The organism is Desulfolutivibrio sp., assembly GCF_036584575.1.
Lineage (GTDB): Bacteria > Desulfobacterota > Desulfovibrionia > Desulfovibrionales > Desulfovibrionaceae > Desulfolutivibrio.
In genome coordinates this window covers 1-15,563 of sequence record NZ_JAZHDB010000048.1, presented here as the reverse complement: position 1 = coordinate 15,563, position 15,563 = coordinate 1, and the positions used below count along the sequence as shown (strand labels likewise).

At 64.0% G+C, this 15,563-nt stretch carries 14 protein-coding genes; 5 read left to right on the top strand and 9 right to left on the bottom strand.

Annotation, left to right across the window (positions count from 1 at the left end; translation table 11 throughout):
* Positions 1–42: 42 nt before the first annotated feature.
* From V3572_RS03735 to V3572_RS03725, 3 genes are all read right to left on the bottom strand, one after another.
* A complete protein-coding gene (locus V3572_RS03735) occupies positions 43–852 on the bottom strand; it encodes a PstS family phosphate ABC transporter substrate-binding protein (RefSeq protein WP_332109633.1) in 810 nt (269 codons plus the stop codon).
* A gap of 223 nt (positions 853–1,075) precedes the next feature.
* The gene (gltA, locus tag V3572_RS03730; protein ID WP_332109632.1) at positions 1,076–2,497 is read right to left on the bottom strand and encodes an NADPH-dependent glutamate synthase; all 1,422 of its coding nucleotides are present in this window, start codon (positions 2,495–2,497) and stop codon (positions 1,076–1,078) included.
* Positions 2,478–3,332, bottom strand: coding sequence for a sulfide/dihydroorotate dehydrogenase-like FAD/NAD-binding protein (locus tag V3572_RS03725; RefSeq protein WP_332109631.1), 855 nt, complete (start codon positions 3,330–3,332; stop codon positions 2,478–2,480). The genes gltA and V3572_RS03725 overlap by 20 nt, the downstream gene beginning before the upstream one ends.
* Positions 3,333–3,615: 283 nt before the next feature.
* Between V3572_RS03725 and V3572_RS03720 the strand changes: the two genes are divergently transcribed.
* Positions 3,616–4,047 carry a hypothetical protein gene (locus V3572_RS03720; RefSeq protein WP_332109630.1) on the top strand — a complete coding sequence of 144 codons (432 nt, stop codon included), beginning with the start codon at positions 3,616–3,618 and terminating at the stop codon, positions 4,045–4,047.
* Between the two features lie 30 nt (positions 4,048–4,077).
* Here V3572_RS03720 and V3572_RS03715 read toward each other — a convergent pair whose 3' ends face one another.
* From V3572_RS03715 to V3572_RS03700, 4 genes are all read right to left on the bottom strand, one after another.
* Positions 4,078–5,280 carry an SGNH/GDSL hydrolase family protein gene (locus V3572_RS03715; protein WP_332109628.1) on the bottom strand — a complete coding sequence of 401 codons (1,203 nt, stop codon included), beginning with the start codon at positions 5,278–5,280 and terminating at the stop codon, positions 4,078–4,080.
* 139 nt (positions 5,281–5,419) lie between these two features.
* Positions 5,420–7,552 (bottom strand): methyl-accepting chemotaxis protein, encoded by a 2,133-nt coding sequence (locus V3572_RS03710; protein WP_332109627.1) that lies wholly within the window; start codon positions 7,550–7,552, stop codon positions 5,420–5,422.
* A 301-nt stretch (positions 7,553–7,853) separates the two neighbouring features.
* A complete protein-coding gene (locus V3572_RS03705; RefSeq protein ID WP_332109626.1) occupies positions 7,854–8,132 on the bottom strand; it encodes a hypothetical protein in 279 nt (92 codons plus the stop codon).
* Positions 8,133–8,224: 92 nt separating this feature from the next.
* Complete coding sequence (locus V3572_RS03700; protein WP_332109625.1) at positions 8,225–9,067, bottom strand: LexA family transcriptional regulator; 843 nt, start codon at positions 9,065–9,067, stop codon at positions 8,225–8,227.
* 149 nt (positions 9,068–9,216) lie between these two features.
* Between V3572_RS03700 and V3572_RS03695 the strand changes: the two genes are divergently transcribed.
* Both V3572_RS03695 and V3572_RS03690 read left to right on the top strand, forming a co-directional pair.
* Positions 9,217–9,471 carry a Mor transcription activator family protein gene (locus V3572_RS03695; protein ID WP_332109624.1) on the top strand — a complete coding sequence of 85 codons (255 nt, stop codon included), beginning with the start codon at positions 9,217–9,219 and terminating at the stop codon, positions 9,469–9,471.
* A gap of 672 nt (positions 9,472–10,143) precedes the next feature.
* Entirely contained in the window at positions 10,144–10,743 is a 600-nt protein-coding gene (locus V3572_RS03690; RefSeq protein WP_332109623.1) for a hypothetical protein, read from the top strand.
* A gap of 24 nt (positions 10,744–10,767) precedes the next feature.
* Here the strand turns inward: V3572_RS03690 and V3572_RS03685 are convergent, their stop codons facing one another.
* Entirely contained in the window at positions 10,768–12,039 is a 1,272-nt protein-coding gene (locus V3572_RS03685; RefSeq protein WP_332109622.1) for a response regulator, read from the bottom strand.
* A 304-nt stretch (positions 12,040–12,343) separates the two neighbouring features.
* Between V3572_RS03685 and upp the strand changes: the two genes are divergently transcribed.
* Positions 12,344–12,970, top strand: a complete 627-nt coding sequence (gene upp, locus V3572_RS03680; RefSeq protein WP_332109621.1) for a uracil phosphoribosyltransferase — start codon at positions 12,344–12,346, stop codon at positions 12,968–12,970.
* Positions 12,971–13,056: 86 nt separating this feature from the next.
* On the opposite strand, the gene uraA is transcribed toward upp, so the two are convergent.
* Positions 13,057–14,343 carry a uracil permease gene (uraA, locus tag V3572_RS03675; protein ID WP_332109620.1) on the bottom strand — a complete coding sequence of 429 codons (1,287 nt, stop codon included), beginning with the start codon at positions 14,341–14,343 and terminating at the stop codon, positions 13,057–13,059.
* A 276-nt stretch (positions 14,344–14,619) separates the two neighbouring features.
* On the opposite strand from uraA, the gene V3572_RS03670 reads away from it, so the two are divergent.
* On the top strand, positions 14,620–15,563 hold a 944-nt coding region (locus V3572_RS03670), incomplete at its 3' end, for an NAD(P)H-dependent flavin oxidoreductase (RefSeq protein WP_332109619.1).

The following is a 15,563-nucleotide window of genomic DNA, read 5'->3' as shown; positions in this document are numbered from 1 at the left end:
CGGAGGCGAGCCCCCGGCCGAACGACCCGGATAAAGCGGAAACTACTTCTTCTTCAGGGGAACGAACCCGGCTTCCTTGACCAGCTTCTGGCCTTCGGCGCCCAGAGCCCAGTCCAGGAACTTCTTGATCTCGCCGGAGGGCTCGCCGTTGACGTAGAGGTACAGGTCGCGGGCGATGGGGTACTTGCCGGAGGAGGCGGTCTCGTCGTTGCCGACCACGCCGTCGACAGGCAGGGCCTTGGTGGAGGCGTCGAGGTAGCCCACGCCCACGTAGCCGATGGCGTTCTTGTTCTTGCTGACGGCCTGCACCACAGCGCCGCTGGAGGCCTGGAGCAGGGCGCCCGGGAAGACCTTCTCGCCCTTCATGATCAGCTCTTCCCAGGTCTCGTAGGTGCCCGAGGAGGTGTCGCGGGAGATGACCACGACCGGACCCTCGCCGCCCATGGCCTTCCACTCGGTGATCTTGCCGGCGTAAAGGTCTTTCAACTGGGCCATGGTGGCGGCGGAAACCTTGTTAGCCGGGTTGACCACGGGGATGATGGCGTCGATGGCGACGACGATTTCCTTGGCGTTGACGCCCTTTTCCTTGGCCAGGGCAAATTCCTTGTCCTTCATCTTGCGCGAGGCCATGGCGATGTCCGTGGTCTTGTCGATGATGGCCTTGATGCCGTTGCCGGAACCGCCGCCGGACACGGTGAATTTCACGGTCGGGTTGGCCTTCATGTAGGCTTCGACCATTTTCTGCATGATGGGCAGGACCGTGGTGGAACCGTCGACCTTCACCGTGGTGTCCGCGAAGGCGCTGGTCGCGACCAAAAGGAAGGTCGCGAGAAGAGCGGCCAGTTTTTTCATAACCCGTCTCCTTATACGTTTGCGTGTTGAAATGGACCCCGACACCTGCTGACAACGGTGTCAAAGTAGGGAGGTGACGTTACGGGTATGTTACAGCCTGCTGGATAATGAGTGACGGCGCGCCCGGCAGGCTTATGCCGCCGGGCGGTGGGGAGTGTCGCGACGTGATTTGTAACAATGCCGGGGCCGATTCATGTCAGGCGCTCCGGGTGCGGTGAAGGGATCAGCCGTGGCCCAAAAGCCGTTCGGCGATCACCTTGGCGGCGCGGCGTCCCGCGCCCATGGCCAAAATGACGGTGGCCGAGCCGGTGACGATGTCGCCCCCGGCGAAGACGTTGGCAAGACTGGTCTCGCCCGTGTCCTCGTTGACGACCACATAGCCCCGGCGGTTCTTCTCCAGGCCCGGGGTGGCGTTTAAGAGCACCGGATTGGGCCCCGTGCCCACGGCCACCACAGCCAGGTCGCAGGGTATGTGCGCCGTGTCGCCCTGGATGGCGCAGGGGCGGCAGCGGCCGGACTCGTCGGGTTCGCCCAGGCACATGTGCTGGATCTCAAGGCCCGTGAGGTAGCCGCGCTCGTCCCCGGAAAAGGCCAGGGGGCCGCACAGGCATTCCAGGATGACCCCTTCCTCCAGGGCGTGGTGCAGCTCCTCGGCCCGGGCGGGCATCTCCTGCCTGGAGCGGCGATAGACCAGCCGGACCTCCTCGGCGCCCAGGCGCAGCGCCGTGCGGGCCGCGTCCATGGCCACGTTGCCGCCGCCCAGGACCACCACCTTTTTCCCCGGATAAATGGGGGTGTCGTAGTCCGGAAAGGCGTAGGCCCGGCCCAGGTTCACCCGGGTCAGGTATTCGTTGGCCGAAAAGACGCCGATGAGGCTCTCCCCGGGGATGTTCAGAAACCGGGGCAGGCCCGCGCCCACGCCGATGAACACGGCCTTGTGGCCCATTCCGAAAAGTTCCGGGATGGTGAAGGTCTTGCCGCCCACCCAGTTGGTGACGAAGGTCACGCCGCTGTCTGTCAGGGCCGCTATCTCCCGGCGTACGGTGGCCTTGGGCAGCCTGAATTCCGGGATGCCGTAGGTCAAAACCCCGCCGAGCTCGTGCAGGGCCTCGTAGACCGTGACCTTGATCCCCCGGGCGGCCAGATATCCGGCCACGGTGAGGCTGGAGGGGCCCGAGCCGATGCAGGCCACGGACAGGCCGTCTTTGGACGCCGCGCATTCGGGCTGTCCGGTGATCTGCTCACAGGCCGAGCGGGCCGCGAACTCGTCGGCCACGAAGCGCTCCAGGCGGCCGATGGCCACGGGCTCGCCTTTTTTGCCCAGGATGCAGGCCCCCTCGCATTGGATCTCCTGGGGGCAGACCCGGCCGCATACCGCCGGCAGGCTGTTGGTGGCCTTGATGGCCGCATAGGCCGCGTCCACGTCGCCTGTGGCCATGTGGCCCACGAAGTCGCGGATGTTGACCTCCACGGGGCAGCCTTTGACGCAGGCCGGTTTTTTACATTGCAAACAGCGGGCGGCCTCGGTCATGGCCAGGGACAGGTCGTAGCCCAGGGTGACCTCGGAAAAATTGCCCCGGCGCACGGCGGCGGGCTGTTCGGGCATGGGCGTGCGCGGGGAGGGCTTAGGCTTTTTTGTGGTCATGGCAGCGACACTCGTGGAATTTTTCCAGGGAGACGCGTTCCTGGTCGCGGAAGGCCCCAAGCCGGGCGCACAACTCGTCAAAATCCACCTGATGGCCGTCGAATTCCGGGCCGTCCACGCAGGCGAAACGGATCTGGCCGCCCACGGTCACCCGGCAGGCCCCGCACATGCCGATGCCGTCCACCATGATGGAATTGAGGCTGACCGTGGTCTTGACCCCGAAGGGGCGGGTGGTCTCGGCCACGGCCCGCATCATGGGCACCGGTCCCACGGCCACCACCTCGCGCACGGCGGGGTCGGCGGCCAGCCGGTCGCGCAGGGCCTCGGTGACCAGCCCTTTTCGGCCCAGGCTGCCGTCGTCAGTGGTCACCAGGACTTCGTGGCAAAAGGCCGACAGCTCGTCGTGGAAAAGAAGCAGCTCTTTGGTGCGGGCGCCGATCACCGCCACCACATGGTTCCCGGCCCGGGCGTGTCCCTTGGCGATGTGGTGCATGGCCGCGATGCCCGTGCCGCCGCCCACGCAGATCACCGTGCCGGTCTTTTCAATGTGGGTGGGCGCGCCAAGGGGGCCGCACACGTCGAGGATGGCGTCCCCGGCCTCAAGGGTTTCAAGCAACGCCGTGCTTTTGCCCAGGACCAGATAGACGATGGTCACCGTCCCTTTTTCGGGGTCGGCGTCGGCGATGGTCAGGGGGATGCGCTCCCCGTGGTCGTTCACGCGCAGGATGAGAAAATTTCCGGGCTGGGCCTTGGCCGCGATGTGCGGGGCGTCCAAGACCAGCTCGCTGGTCTTTCCCGGGATGAGTCGTCGTTTGGCGAGAATGGTGGTGGGCATGATTCCTCCGGGCTCGGGCGAACGTCAGGTTCCCGACACCGGGGCATATGCCAGCGTGCGCATGCGCGTCAACAGGATCGCCGGTTTTACATGATTTGATCGTGAAAAAGGGCGCATGGCCCTTGTCAAAGCCCGTGGACTGCTTTATCAATTGAACAACACCCAGAAACGCATCCATGGATGGAGATGCGGTCCCCTGCCTTGTGCAGGCGGGGACGACCGTCGGCAAGGCAGCCGAACAAACGTCGCCCGGGGACACCCGGCGCGACAGGCGAGTCGCTCCATGGCCGTTTCAGCGGTCGGACAGACCCCTTTTGCGATCTATGCGCAGGAATCCTCCCTGGCGGCGGCTTCCGCTACTCCTTTGCGCGCCCGGGTGGTGACCACCGAGGCCGGGTTGTCGTTTGGCAAATTCGGCATCTCGTACACCTCGCGCAACGTCGAACTCCTCTCTGACGACGCCTCCGTTTCCGCAGCGAATTCGGGCTCTGACGCAACAACGGCACTGGGCGGCTTTTCCAGGGCCGAGTCCTTTGCGGCGGTCCTTGAGGCGGCGACCCTGTCCCAGCGCATGGCCGACGCCGGTTCGACTTACGGCTCCGGCGATTGGAACGCGCCTCTGGCCACCCGTCCCTATGCGGCGGCGGCCTATGCGGCGACATCCACGGCGGCCCTGACGCCGCCCCCGTCCCGGACGCTTCTGGCCACGGTCTAGCGGAATATAAGCAAGAATCGCGCCGAAAAACTACTTGGGGACGTCGTGCCGCGGAATGTGGGACGCGGGCACCAGCCCGTTGGCCATGAGAAACCGGGCGACCTCCCAGGCAATGATGCCGCTGGCCGGTTCGTTGGGGTGCCGGGTGGGATCTCCGGCCAGGATCAGCCGGGGGTTTTGTAGTGGATCGAAGAGGTACAGGGCGGGAATCTCCCGGTTGTAGGCCGCCACGGCCAGGACGCCGATGCGCGTCACCAGGGCGAATTTCGCGCCATGGGCCGTTGATTCGTCGTTCATGGCGAAGACGATGGTCTCGCCCATGCGGTTGACCTCGGCGAGAAAGGCCTCGGCCTCGGCCTCGGCCGTATCCGGTTTGGCAGGCGGGGATGCCGGGGCGTCGGCCTTTTCCCCGGCGACGCCATCGGAGGCGGTGGCGCTGTCGCCCACGGTGCGGGCCAGGTCGTCGGGCAGGGTCTCGGCCTTGACCTGGTCCTTTTGCACGGAAAAGTGGATCACGGCGTCGCGGAGAAGCAGATAGGCCTTGCTCCAGGAGGACACGAAACGGTCGGCGTCAAGAAGCAGACGGTAGAGGAGGGAGTTGTTGGCCACGGGGCTGTTGGTCAGGACCAGTGCGCCGTTTTCCAGCAGGAATCGGGGTTTGCCCATGCCCCAGACCTTGTCCCGGACGTGCCGGGAGTCGGCGTAGTGGGGCACGTAGGCCACCACCAGATCCGGGTGGTAGGCAAAGCCCGTGTCGCGCAGAAAAAGCAGTTCCTGGTCCACTCCGTAGCCGCTGACCCCCAGGTTCATCACCTCGACGTCCGTGAAATAGCCCTCAAGGAGCTTGGTGAAGTGCTTGTCCAGGGGCACGCCGAAGCCGAAGGCGTGGGAGTCGCCCACGACCAGGATGCGAAAGACGCCCGCAGGCTTTTCCCGGGGGAATTCACGGTCCCGGAATCCGGCGGAATTGATGGCGTATTCGATGGGCTGGCCGGTGCTTTTGGACACGGCCCGAGCCCCCGGCGTAAGCGACCAGCCGAGGGCGTCGTCGAAGCGCGAGATCTCCTGCGGCACCAGAAGTCCCCAGGTCTTGTCCAGGCAAAGCCAGGTCACCCGCCCCGCGATTTCGAGGAAGACCAGGAGTCCAAGGAGGTAGAGTCCGATAAAAAAGACGCGCCGCAACGTGGCCATGCGGCGTTTGGGCTTGGGAGCGTCGGGCGCGGCTTGGGCCAAGGGGGGTGATCCTTTGCATGGGGTGACAGCCGGGGCGCCAGACGTATGCCGCAACGGCTGTCGGCTGCCGCGACGGCGGGCGGCTCCCGCGACGACAGTATGACAGGGGCGGCGTTTTTTTTCAACCCGCCTCGCCGTATCAGGACGGCAGCGCGGTCTTCCCCCCGCCGCGCAGGGAGTGGATCAGTTCCGTGAGGATGTCCGACTGCTCGGTCAGGGACATGACCGTGCGCACCGAGTCGCTCATGCCCTGGGCCGTCTCCGCCGAAACCCGGTTGATTTCGTCCACGGCCCGGTTGATTTCCTCGCTGGCCGCGGACTGCTCCTCGGAGGCGGTGGCGATGGAGCGCACCTGGTCCGAGGCGGCGTCCACCAGATCCACGATCTCGCGCAAGGCCTGACCCGATTGGTCGGCCAATTCGGTCACCCGCTTCACGGCGCGCACCGTTCCGTCCACCCGGGCCGCATTGTCCCGGGCCCCGGCCTGGACGCTTTCGATGGCTTCGCCCACCTCGCGGGTGGCCACCATGGTTTTTTCCGCCAATTTTCTGACTTCATCGGCCACCACGGCGAAGCCTCGCCCGGCCTCGCCGGCCCGGGCGGCCTCAATGGCCGCGTTTAAGGCCAACAGGTTGGTCTGGTCGGCGATGTCATTTATGACCCCGATGATGCGCCCGATGCCCTGGGCCTTCTCCCCCAGGCTGTTCATGTTCTGGAGCAGATCCATGGACTGGGCGCGCACCTCGTCGATGCCGCGCACCAGGTGGGTCACCATGTCTTCCCCGGCCTTGGCCTTTTGTCTGGCCGCGTCCGAACTCTCGGCGGCCTGGGAGGCGTTTTTGGCGACTTCAAGCACCGTGGCGTTCATCTCCTCCATGGCCGTGGCCGTCTCTCCCAGACGCACGGCCTGGAGTTCGGAGCCCCGCCCGGCCTGCTCCACCCGGGTCGACAGCTCCCGGGCCGCGTCCGCGACCCCGGAGGCCACCTGATCGGCCTCTGTGGCGGCCTCAAGCATCTTGCGCCGGGCCGCCACAATGTCGGTCTGATCCATGATCACTTCCAGGGCCCCGGTCACGCCTCCTTCGCGGCTGACGATGGGGGTGGCGAAATAACGGATGTCCATGCGCCGGTCGCCGGGCTGGGCCTCGGTGTCGGCCTGGGCCAGGCGGCCCTCGCGCAGGGCCGTGGCCACGGCGCAATCCCTGGTGCGGCAGTCTGCGGGGTGCAGGAGCTCGAAGGCGTTTTGGCCGTGGGTCTCCCGGCCCGGGAACAGGGCGCGGCCGGTGCGGTTCATGAACAGTACGGCAAAATCGCGGTCCATGGTCAGGACCGGGGTGGGAATGTTGTCGATGTGGGTCACGAACACGTCGGCCAGGGTGTTGGCCCCGGTGATGAGGTCCGCGAAACTCCCCTGGAAGCGTCCCGGGTCGCCGCGTCGCAGCAGATCGCCGGACTCGATGGCCCGCACCAGGTCGTCGTATTCCGTGGTCAGGCCATGCAGCGCCGTGGCGATGCCGGTCAGGCTGGCGATGAAAACGCCGATTTCGTCGCCCCGGGGCTTGGGCGCGGGGTGGTTCAGGTCGCCGTCGGCCACGGCCCGGGCCAGGACCACCCCGGCGGAGATGGGCCGGACGATGGACAGGGTGATGAGCGCGGCCAGGGCGACGCCCACCAGCACGGCCACCGCGCCGAAGACCGTCACGGTGGACTCGATGCGGGCGCCCTCACGCGTCATGTCTTTTTCGATGCCTTCCACGTCGCCCTGCACCGTCTGGCGCATGGCCGTCAGCAAGGTCTGCACCTTTTCGAGCTGGGCCAGGCTCTCGCCGCGAAACGTTTTCTCGGCCCCGGCAAGATCCCCGGCGGCGCGCAGCTCGGCGATGCGCTTGGCCGTGGCGTGCAGCCGCGAATGGGGATCTTCGATCTCCCGCAGGGGGGCGGCCAGGGCGGGGATGCGGCGTTCGATGTCTGAGCGGGCCTGGCTGTAATACCATTTTCCGAAGGCGCATTGGGTGGGGTCGGTCTGGGCTGTAAGCGCCGAGGCCTTGGGATCATGAACGAACAGGCTGAGGGCCTGAACCCATTTGAGATGGTCTACCTCGCGCTGCAAAAACCGGCTGGACAACTCATGCAGCGAACTGGCGTCCGTCGCCTTGCCCAGGAGGTCTTGGATGCCTCGGATGGAAATGACGGCCGAAGCAGCCAGTATGCAGATGAAAAAAGCCACGCATACGGTGATTTTTGTTCCGACCTTGAGGTTGTTCCACTTCATGAGGGCACTCCGGTCGTGCAAGCCGTAGAACGGTGCGGGAAAGGGAGCCTGCGACGCGCAAAGGGAAAGGTTCATCCTGTGAGATGAGGATATATAAGGAAATGATGGCCGATTTCAATTGGATAGTCAACGACCGGGAGAAGGAGCCGTGAAGACAAGGCTCCGGCGTCAAGGGGCGGACGCGCCAGGTGGGGCATACGCCGCGTGGGCGTGAGGATGACTAGTGGGCCAGGGCGTGGGCGTCGGTAGTGGTCGCATGCGCCGCGTGGGCGTGAGGATGCCCCCGGGCGGAAAGGGTATTTTACCACCATTCCCTCATGCGCCGCGTGGGCGGAGGGATGTCGGCCGGGAAGCCTGAAGTCTGGTGCGGCGTACGGGCGGCGGGTTCCAGGCGGATATCCGGGGCGTGGTCCTCGGTGAGGCGGAAGTCCCGGCCGTGCACGGGCAACATGCCGTATTCGGCCAAAAAATCGTCGGCCCAGGCGTCCAAGGCCGCTCGGGCGTCACCCATGCTCGCATAGGTCATGGCGGGTTGCCAGCCGCCGACCGGGCCTTTTTCCCAAAGGGTGAAGGGGTCCATGCATGCCTCGCAGGTTGAGCGACACGACAGGCATAATTATATTCCAATACTGGAATATGTCAAGGGCGGATGCGTCGGCCAGGGAGGCCGGGCTATTCGATGTCCCTGGCCGTCCAGATGCATCGGCCGATGATTTCGAAGTCTTCGCCGGGCCGAAGCGGCAGGCTCGAGCCGTCCTGGTCGGAGACGATGGCGAGGTCGGAGGGGGTTCCTGTCAGGCGTTTGATGTACATCTGTGCGTTGTGCCGGATGTAGAAGACCTTGTTTTTGACGAACTGCCGTCGGCTTTCGTCCACAAGCACCACGCTGCCGTCGGGGATGGTGGGGGACATGCTGTCCCCGAAGGCCCGGATGACGGACATGTATTCCGGGTTGCCCTTGGCGCGGATCCACTCCGTGCGAAAGCTTAAGTAGGTGATGGCCCGGGTTCCGGTCTCGGTGGAGCCGCCGCCCATGGAGCCCGTGGCCTCGCGCAGGGGGATTTCGGTATAGGAGCGGTTTTGGAGCTCCCGGGCCTTGAAGTCGCGCAGAAGGCTGGAGAGCAGGGCGTGGTTGCGTCGGGGCGGGGGGCCGCCGGCCTCGCCCAGGATGAAGGAGGGGTCTTCGCGCACGGCATCGAGCCGCGACGTGGGGTCTGATCCGGAGAAAGGAATGGAATATGCCTCGCTTCCGTCGGGCAGAGAGGGATCGCGCCCCATGTCGAGCATTTCCCGGTAGGACAGGTTGAAATATTCCGCCAATCGTTCCCGCAGATGCTCCTTGGGGAGCTGCTTCCCGCACAGGATCTTGCTGACGTAGCCCTGGCTGACCCCGGCGTGTTCGGCCAGGGCGTTTTGCGGCACGTCGTTGATTTCCACCAGGGCGTTCAAGGCTTTGATGAAAAGCGACCCTTCCGTGGCGTTCTCGTGAGCGGAGGCGGGGGGGGCGTTGCGCATGATGTGTGTTGTGGCATGGGTAGGGAATGAAGTCTAGGCATAATTTGGAATATATTGGTTGACATTTATTCCAACAAGGAATAAATATGCCTCCACGTCAGGTCGCCGGGACCGGCGAAGAAGCGGCCGCAGGGGGCGGCGGGAGGAGTATGCGCGAAAACGAGCTGCATGCCAAGTTGGCGGAACGGTTGGGGGAAGAATGCGCCTGGACCGCGGTGGAGGTGATCATCGGCGAGTGGGGCGGATGCCGCCTGGACATTCCGACGGGGGTGGACTCACGGCGCAGGCGGCGGGATGGGGAGATCCGCCGGATGTTCGCCAGGGGGCTCGACGTGCCGGACCTGGTGCAGCGCTACGGCCTGTCGGCGCGGCATGTGCGGCGGATCGTCACGGACGTGAATTGATGCGTCATTTCATTTGACAAAAATTCTGACAGAATTTATGAAAAAAAATAAAAAAAATCATAAATTTTAGAAAACTAATTATATCAAAGCCATTTACAAATGCAAACAAAGGAAGGTCAAAATGTCCCGCCGCCTCCCCCATGGGGACGACCCCATGACGCGGACGTCCTTGCCCCTCGATGCGCCGAGATCAGAGCCCGGGCCGCAACCCTGGCCGCACTTCCCGTCCTGCCTCGGGAACGGGAGGCCTTTGCGCAGGAGTTCGCGCACCGGGGGCGGGTTGCCGCACAGGCGCTTGCCGGGCGCGCCTTCCCGGTGGAGCGGCCCGGAGACGGCCCTGTGCGGTCCATCCAGGCCGCCCCTGGCCCTGCGCAACGGGACGGGGCTGCCGCAGGGCAGGATTGGAGGACCTTTGTCGCGCAGGAGTGGCGGCGGGTGGCGGAATGGAGGGACATCCCTGGCGACGGGCGGCTTGGTCGATCCGTTCTGGAGGCCCTGGGGCATGCGCTCGGGCTGCGGGCCGGTGGTGGGGATGGCCCGGGCTCTGGCCGGGATGCGCCGCTTGCAGGGGGTGATCCGGATGATCGTGCGCAGGAGATCCGCGCCGTTTCGTTGATCAAGGCCTTCGCAACGTGGTTCAACGGGCCTGGCCTGGCGGACGAAGAGCCCGCCGTGCGCGCGGCCCTAGCCCACTATCACATCCTCTCCCTGCGGCCGTTGTCCGGGGCGTACCCCCTGGCGGCGCGGCTGGCGGAAGCCGTCATTCTCCAGGCTGCAGGACGCGTTTTCGAGTCGTGCCTCATGTCGGAATACTATCTGCGCCATGCCGCCGCATATGAGAGCCTGTCGCCGAGGCATCCGGAGATACGGCCAAACGATGCGTCCGGCGAGGCCGGAGGGGACGATCCCACGCGGTTTGTGGCCTTTTGCCTGGATGGACTGGTCTGGGGGGGGCGCGAGGTGGGGGAGCGGATCGCCGAGGGGTTGCGGCAGGTGGTTTTGGAGCGTCACTATGAGGAACTGCGCCAGGCGCGCCAAGTGACGTCCAGGCAGCACGCCCTGCTGCGTCTTCTGCTCGACGCCCCGACGTCGTCGGTGGGGATTCGGTCGTTGTGCCGAATGTCGCCGTTTAGCCTGTTGTACGGCCGGGCCAGCGAACAGACGGCGCGGCGCGACCTCAAGCGGCTTTCCGGGCTGGGGCTTTTGGCGGTCTCGCCGGGGGGATTCGTCCTGAACCGGCGTGTCTTGTGCGGCGGGTGCGGCGTCACGTAAACACACACACATGCTGTGGCCGCATCAATGCATCACCCGCTGGATGGCCTCCATGAGCATGGGCGCCTCGAAGGGTTTGGTGAGGTATTCGTTCATCCCGGCCTCAAGCCCCCGGACTTTGTCGCTTTCCATGGCGAACGCGGTCAGGGCGACGATGGGGATGGCCGGATTGACGCCGGGAACCTGTCCGGCCCGGATGGCCCGGGTGGCGTCCAGTCCGTTTAAGCGTGGCATCTGAATATCCATGAGCACGAGGTCCACGGGTTCGCGGCTGAGAAGCTGCAAGGCCTCCTTGCCGTCCACGGCGGTGAGCACGGTGAACCCGCATTTTTGCAGGACGCGAACGGTGAAAATGCGGTTGACGGGTTCGTCCTCGGCCAAAAGGATCTTCAAGTTTCGTGGCTGTACGTCCGGCACGGCGGCCGTTTTTGGGGGGAGCGACGCGACGAACTGATCGGCAAGGCCGCACTCCACGGTAAAATGGAAGGTGCTGCCGTGGCCCTCCCGGGATTCCAGCCAAATATCCCCACGCATCATGCGGACCAATCGTTTGCAGACGGCAAGCCCCAATCCCGCGCCTCCGGAATACTGCTTTTCCAGGGGGTGCGCGCCGACGGCGAAAGGCTTGAACAAATCGGCCTGACGGTTGCCGGCAATGCCGATGCCCGAATCCTTGACGGTGACATGTAGGAGGCAGCGGCCCGGGCGAGGGGCGGCGGTCGGCGCCTCACGTCCGCCGTTTTGCCCGCGCCACGGGCCGACGGTCACCGAGATGAAACCCTTTTTGGTGTAGGCAAAGGCATTGTTGAGCAGATTGACCAGGATCTGTTTGGTGCGGTCGGCATCGCCGATGAGCCGCAAGGGGAGCGCATCGTCTATCTGGTAGGAGAATTCCAGGGATTTCCACTGGCTTTGGCTTTTGAAGTTGCGCAGCAGGGGGGAAAACTCGGCCCGCAGGTCAAAGAGTTTTTCCACCAGGGGCAGGCGCCCGGAGTCCAGGGCGGAAAATTCCAGGAGGTCGTTGACCAGGGACTGGAGCGTGGAGGCGCTGACCTGGGCCATCTCCAGATATTCCTGGCGCTCTTCGAGGGATGGGGTGGCCCGCGCCAACTGCAGCATACCCAAAACGCCATTTATGGGAGTCCGCAGTTCCAGGCTTAAATCCTCCAGGAATCGCGTTTTGGACTGAACCGAATTTTCGCAGTCCCGCAGGCGTTTTTCAAGATCCGCATACCTCGCCTGGAGGCGGAGAAGTTTCTTTTTGAGGTGCAAAAGTTCTGTGGCGTCTTCGTCCATGGAATCTCCGGACGGTGTTTCGGCGTCAGATTTCACCGGCCAGCAAGGAGAGGGTGATTGCCATGGTGAATATACGGCGGCCTGGGAATGATGGCAAGAAAATCATCGGGCGAAATAAATCGACAAAAAGTACGGAATGCTGCGCCGTAAATATCGTTATTTGTATATGTCTCGTGGAGCGAGGGAGGAAAAGCGACCCGCATCTTGCCAAACTGCCGGATATGATCCAAAGATCACGATCACCACGCGGCCGCAGCGCCCTCCGGGCCGCAAGGCATTTCCGCCACCGTAAAGGAGCAGACCAATGCCGGTCACCGTCGTCGATCACCCCCTGGTGCGCCACAAGCTGGGCCTTTTGCGCCAAAAAGACCTCAGCACCAAAGCCTTTCGCGACCTGGCCAACGAGATCGCCCGGCTTTTGACCTACGAGGCCGTCAAGGATCTCAAGACCGAGAAGATGGTGGTCGAGGGCTGGGCCGGGAAGGTCGAGGTGGAGCAGATTCGCGGCAAAAAGATCACGGTGGTGCCGATCCTGCGGGCGGGCCTGGGCATGATGGACGGCGTGTTGGATCTGGTGCCCGGGGCCAAGGTCAGCGTGGTGGGCATGTATCGCAACGAGGAGACCCTGGAGCCCGTGAGTTATTACGTGAAGCTGGCCAAAAAAATCCATAAGCGCACGGCGCTTATCCTCGATCCCATGCTGGCCACCGGCGGCACGCTTGTGGCCACGATCAAGCTCTTGAAAGAGCACGGCTGTATGAAGATCAAGGGGCTTTTTTTGGTGGCCGCCCCCGAAGGGTTGGCCCGGCTTGAGCAGGAACATCCGGATGTGGACGTCTACGTGGCCTCCATCGACGAGAAGCTCAACGAGGTGGGGTACATCATTCCCGGCCTGGGCGATGCCGGGGACAAGATTTTCGGCACCAAATAGCCGACGCGAGTTTGGTCATTGGACAAAAAAGGCGCTCCTTCGAGCGCCTTTTCCGTGTATTTGAGGGGGGAACCGTCTCTCCGGGTTCAGATGTCGGTCTGGGTGTTGGTCAGGCCGAAGCGCTCCAGGAGGTGGAAGACCAGGGACAGGGCCATGCCCACCACCGTGGCCAGGGCCATGCCCTTGAGCTGCACGGTGCCGATGGTGACGGCCATGCCGCTGATGCCCACGATGAGCACGATGGCCGTCAGCGTCAGGTTGATGGGCTTGGAATAGTCCACCCGGGTCTCCACCAGCATGCGGATGCCCGAGGCCGCGATGACCCCGAAAAGCAGGATGCAGATGCCGCCCATGACCGGGGTCGGGATGGACTGGATCACGGCCGAGAGCTTGCCGATGAAGGCCAAAAGGACGGAGATGACCGCTGCGCCGCCGATGACCCACACGGAGAAGACCCGGGTGATGGCCATGACCCCGATGTTCTCCCCATAGGTGGTGGTGGGCACGGAGCCGAAAAATCCGGACAGGACGGTGGAGATGCCGTCTCCCAGAAGCGACCGGTGCAGGCCGGGGTCTTTGGTCAGGTCGCGGCCCACGATGTTGCCCGTGACCACCAGGTGCCCGATGTGTTCGGAGATGACCACCAGGGAGGCCGGAAGGATGATCAGGATGGCGTTTATGTCGAAGACCGGGGTGTAGACCGTGGGGAAGGCCAGGACCGGGGCGGCGGCGATGACGTCGAAATTGACCAGTCCCAGGGGGATGGACGCCAGATAACCCGCCACGATGCCTGTCAGGACCGGAATGACGGCCATGAAGCCCCGAAAGAGCAGGGAGCCGAAGGCCACGGTGAAAAGCGTCACCATGGCCACGATGATCCCGTTCACATTATAGGCGCCGCCCGCGTCGGGCTTGAACCCGGCCATGTCCGTGGCCACGCTGGCCAGTTCCAGGCCGATCAGGGCCACGATGGGGCCCATCGTGGCTGGAGGCAGCACGAACTTGATCCAGCCCGAGCCAAAGGCCCCGATCAGAAGGGCCACGGCGATAAAAATCAGCCCCGAGGCGATGAACCCGCCCAGGGCCAAACCGTAGTTGGCCCCCCACATGGACTGGTTGGCGCCGAGGACCACGAAGACCGGGGACAGGAAGGCGAAGCTCGACCCCAGAAAAGCCGGGGCCTTTCCCTTGCATAAGACAAGATAGATGAGGGTGCCCACGCCGTTCATCAAAAGCACCACGGCGGGATCGATCTTAAACAGCGTCGGCACCAACACCGAGGCCCCGAACATGGCGAAAAGATGTTGAAAACTTAATGGAATTGCCTGAAAAAAAGGTACTTTCTCCTCCACCTGATACGTTTTTGCGGCCATCCCCTCCCCCTTTCTGGAAAAATTTGCCTGCTCATACGCCGGGTGTAACAGACTGTCAAAAAACATCTTTGTCCCGGCAGTCGGCATGTGCGGCGGCTTGGAAGGGCGGAGAGATCGCAGGCTCGTCATTGATTTTTCGTCCGATCTCCATTTCCCTCTTGACAGCGTGGCGTTTTCCCACCAACACCATCGCTTCGCGGGTCAGTCTCGGACAGGCCTCGGCGTGCCCGGGGACTGTTTTTCCCATTTGACCCAAAGAAGCTTTCAGGAAAGACCATGGCGTTGCCTCGGCTCGTTATCGGGGATTTGATCATCCCCACACCCATCATCCAGGGCGGTATGGGCATCGGCGTTTCCCTTGCCGGGCTGTCCTCCGCCGTGGCCACGGCTGGCGGCGTGGGCGTGATTTCCGCTGCGGGCATCGGCGGCGAAGAGGCGGATTTCAAGACGAACTACGTCTCGGCCAACACCCGGGCCCTGCGTCGGGAGATTCGCGAGGCCAAGAGCCGGACCTCCGGGGTGCTCGGGGTCAACATCATGGTCGCCCTCACCAACTACGCCGAACTGGTTCGGGCCTCGGTGGAAGAGGGCATCGACATCATTTTCTCCGGGGCAGGCCTGCCCCTGGACCTCCCCCGCCATCTGGACGGCAAGACCTCGCCCAAGCTCGTGCCCATCGTCTCGTCGGGCCGCGCCGCCTCCATCCTCTGCCGCAAATGGAAATCCCGCTTCGGCCGCACGCCCGACGCCTTCGTGGTGGAGGGGCCCATGGCCGGCGGGCACCTGGGATTCAAACCCGACCAGATCGCCGACCCGGAATTTCGTCTGGAAAAACTCGTGCCCGATGTGGTGGAGGCCGTGGCCGCCTTCGGCGATATCCCGGTCATCGCCGCCGGGGGGGTCTATACCGGGGCGGATATCCGGAAGTATTTCGATCTGGGGGCCCGGGGCGTGCAACTGGGCACCCGTTTCGTGGCCACCCACGAATGCGACGTGGCCCCGGCCTTCAAACAGGCCTATCTGGACGCCCGCAAAGAAGACATGCACATCATCAAAAGCCCGGTGGGAATGCCCGGGCGGGCCATCCGCAACCAGTTCATCGAAAAGGTGGAGGCTGGCAGGCGCAGCCCCTATTCCTGCCCCTTCCATTGCCTTTCCGGTTGCAACTACACCACCAGCCCCTTTTGCATCACCATGGCGCTTTTAAACGCCAAGCGCGG

Excerpts from the sequence above, each read along its gene's own strand:
- V3572_RS03735 (WP_332109633.1), bottom strand. The coding sequence starts at position 852 with ATGAAAAAACTGGCCGCTCTTCTCGCGACCTTCCTTTTGGTCGCGACC.
- upp (WP_332109621.1), top strand. The coding sequence starts at position 12,344 with ATGCCGGTCACCGTCGTCGATCACCCCCTGGTGCGCCACAAGCTGGGC.
- V3572_RS03710 (WP_332109627.1), bottom strand. The coding sequence starts at position 7,552 with ATGAAGTGGAACAACCTCAAGGTCGGAACAAAAATCACCGTATGCGTG.
- uraA (WP_332109620.1), bottom strand. The coding sequence starts at position 14,343 with ATGGCCGCAAAAACGTATCAGGTGGAGGAGAAAGTACCTTTTTTTCAG.
- gltA (WP_332109632.1), bottom strand. The coding sequence starts at position 2,497 with ATGACCACAAAAAAGCCTAAGCCCTCCCCGCGCACGCCCATGCCCGAA.
- V3572_RS03695 (WP_332109624.1), top strand. The coding sequence starts at position 9,217 with ATGCGCGAAAACGAGCTGCATGCCAAGTTGGCGGAACGGTTGGGGGAA.
- V3572_RS03685 (WP_332109622.1), bottom strand. The coding sequence starts at position 12,039 with ATGGACGAAGACGCCACAGAACTTTTGCACCTCAAAAAGAAACTTCTC.
- V3572_RS03700 (WP_332109625.1), bottom strand. The coding sequence starts at position 9,067 with ATGCGCAACGCCCCCCCCGCCTCCGCTCACGAGAACGCCACGGAAGGG.
- V3572_RS03720 (WP_332109630.1), top strand. The coding sequence starts at position 3,616 with ATGGCCGTTTCAGCGGTCGGACAGACCCCTTTTGCGATCTATGCGCAG.
- V3572_RS03725 (WP_332109631.1), bottom strand. The coding sequence starts at position 3,332 with ATGCCCACCACCATTCTCGCCAAACGACGACTCATCCCGGGAAAGACC.
- V3572_RS03705 (WP_332109626.1), bottom strand. The coding sequence starts at position 8,132 with ATGGACCCCTTCACCCTTTGGGAAAAAGGCCCGGTCGGCGGCTGGCAA.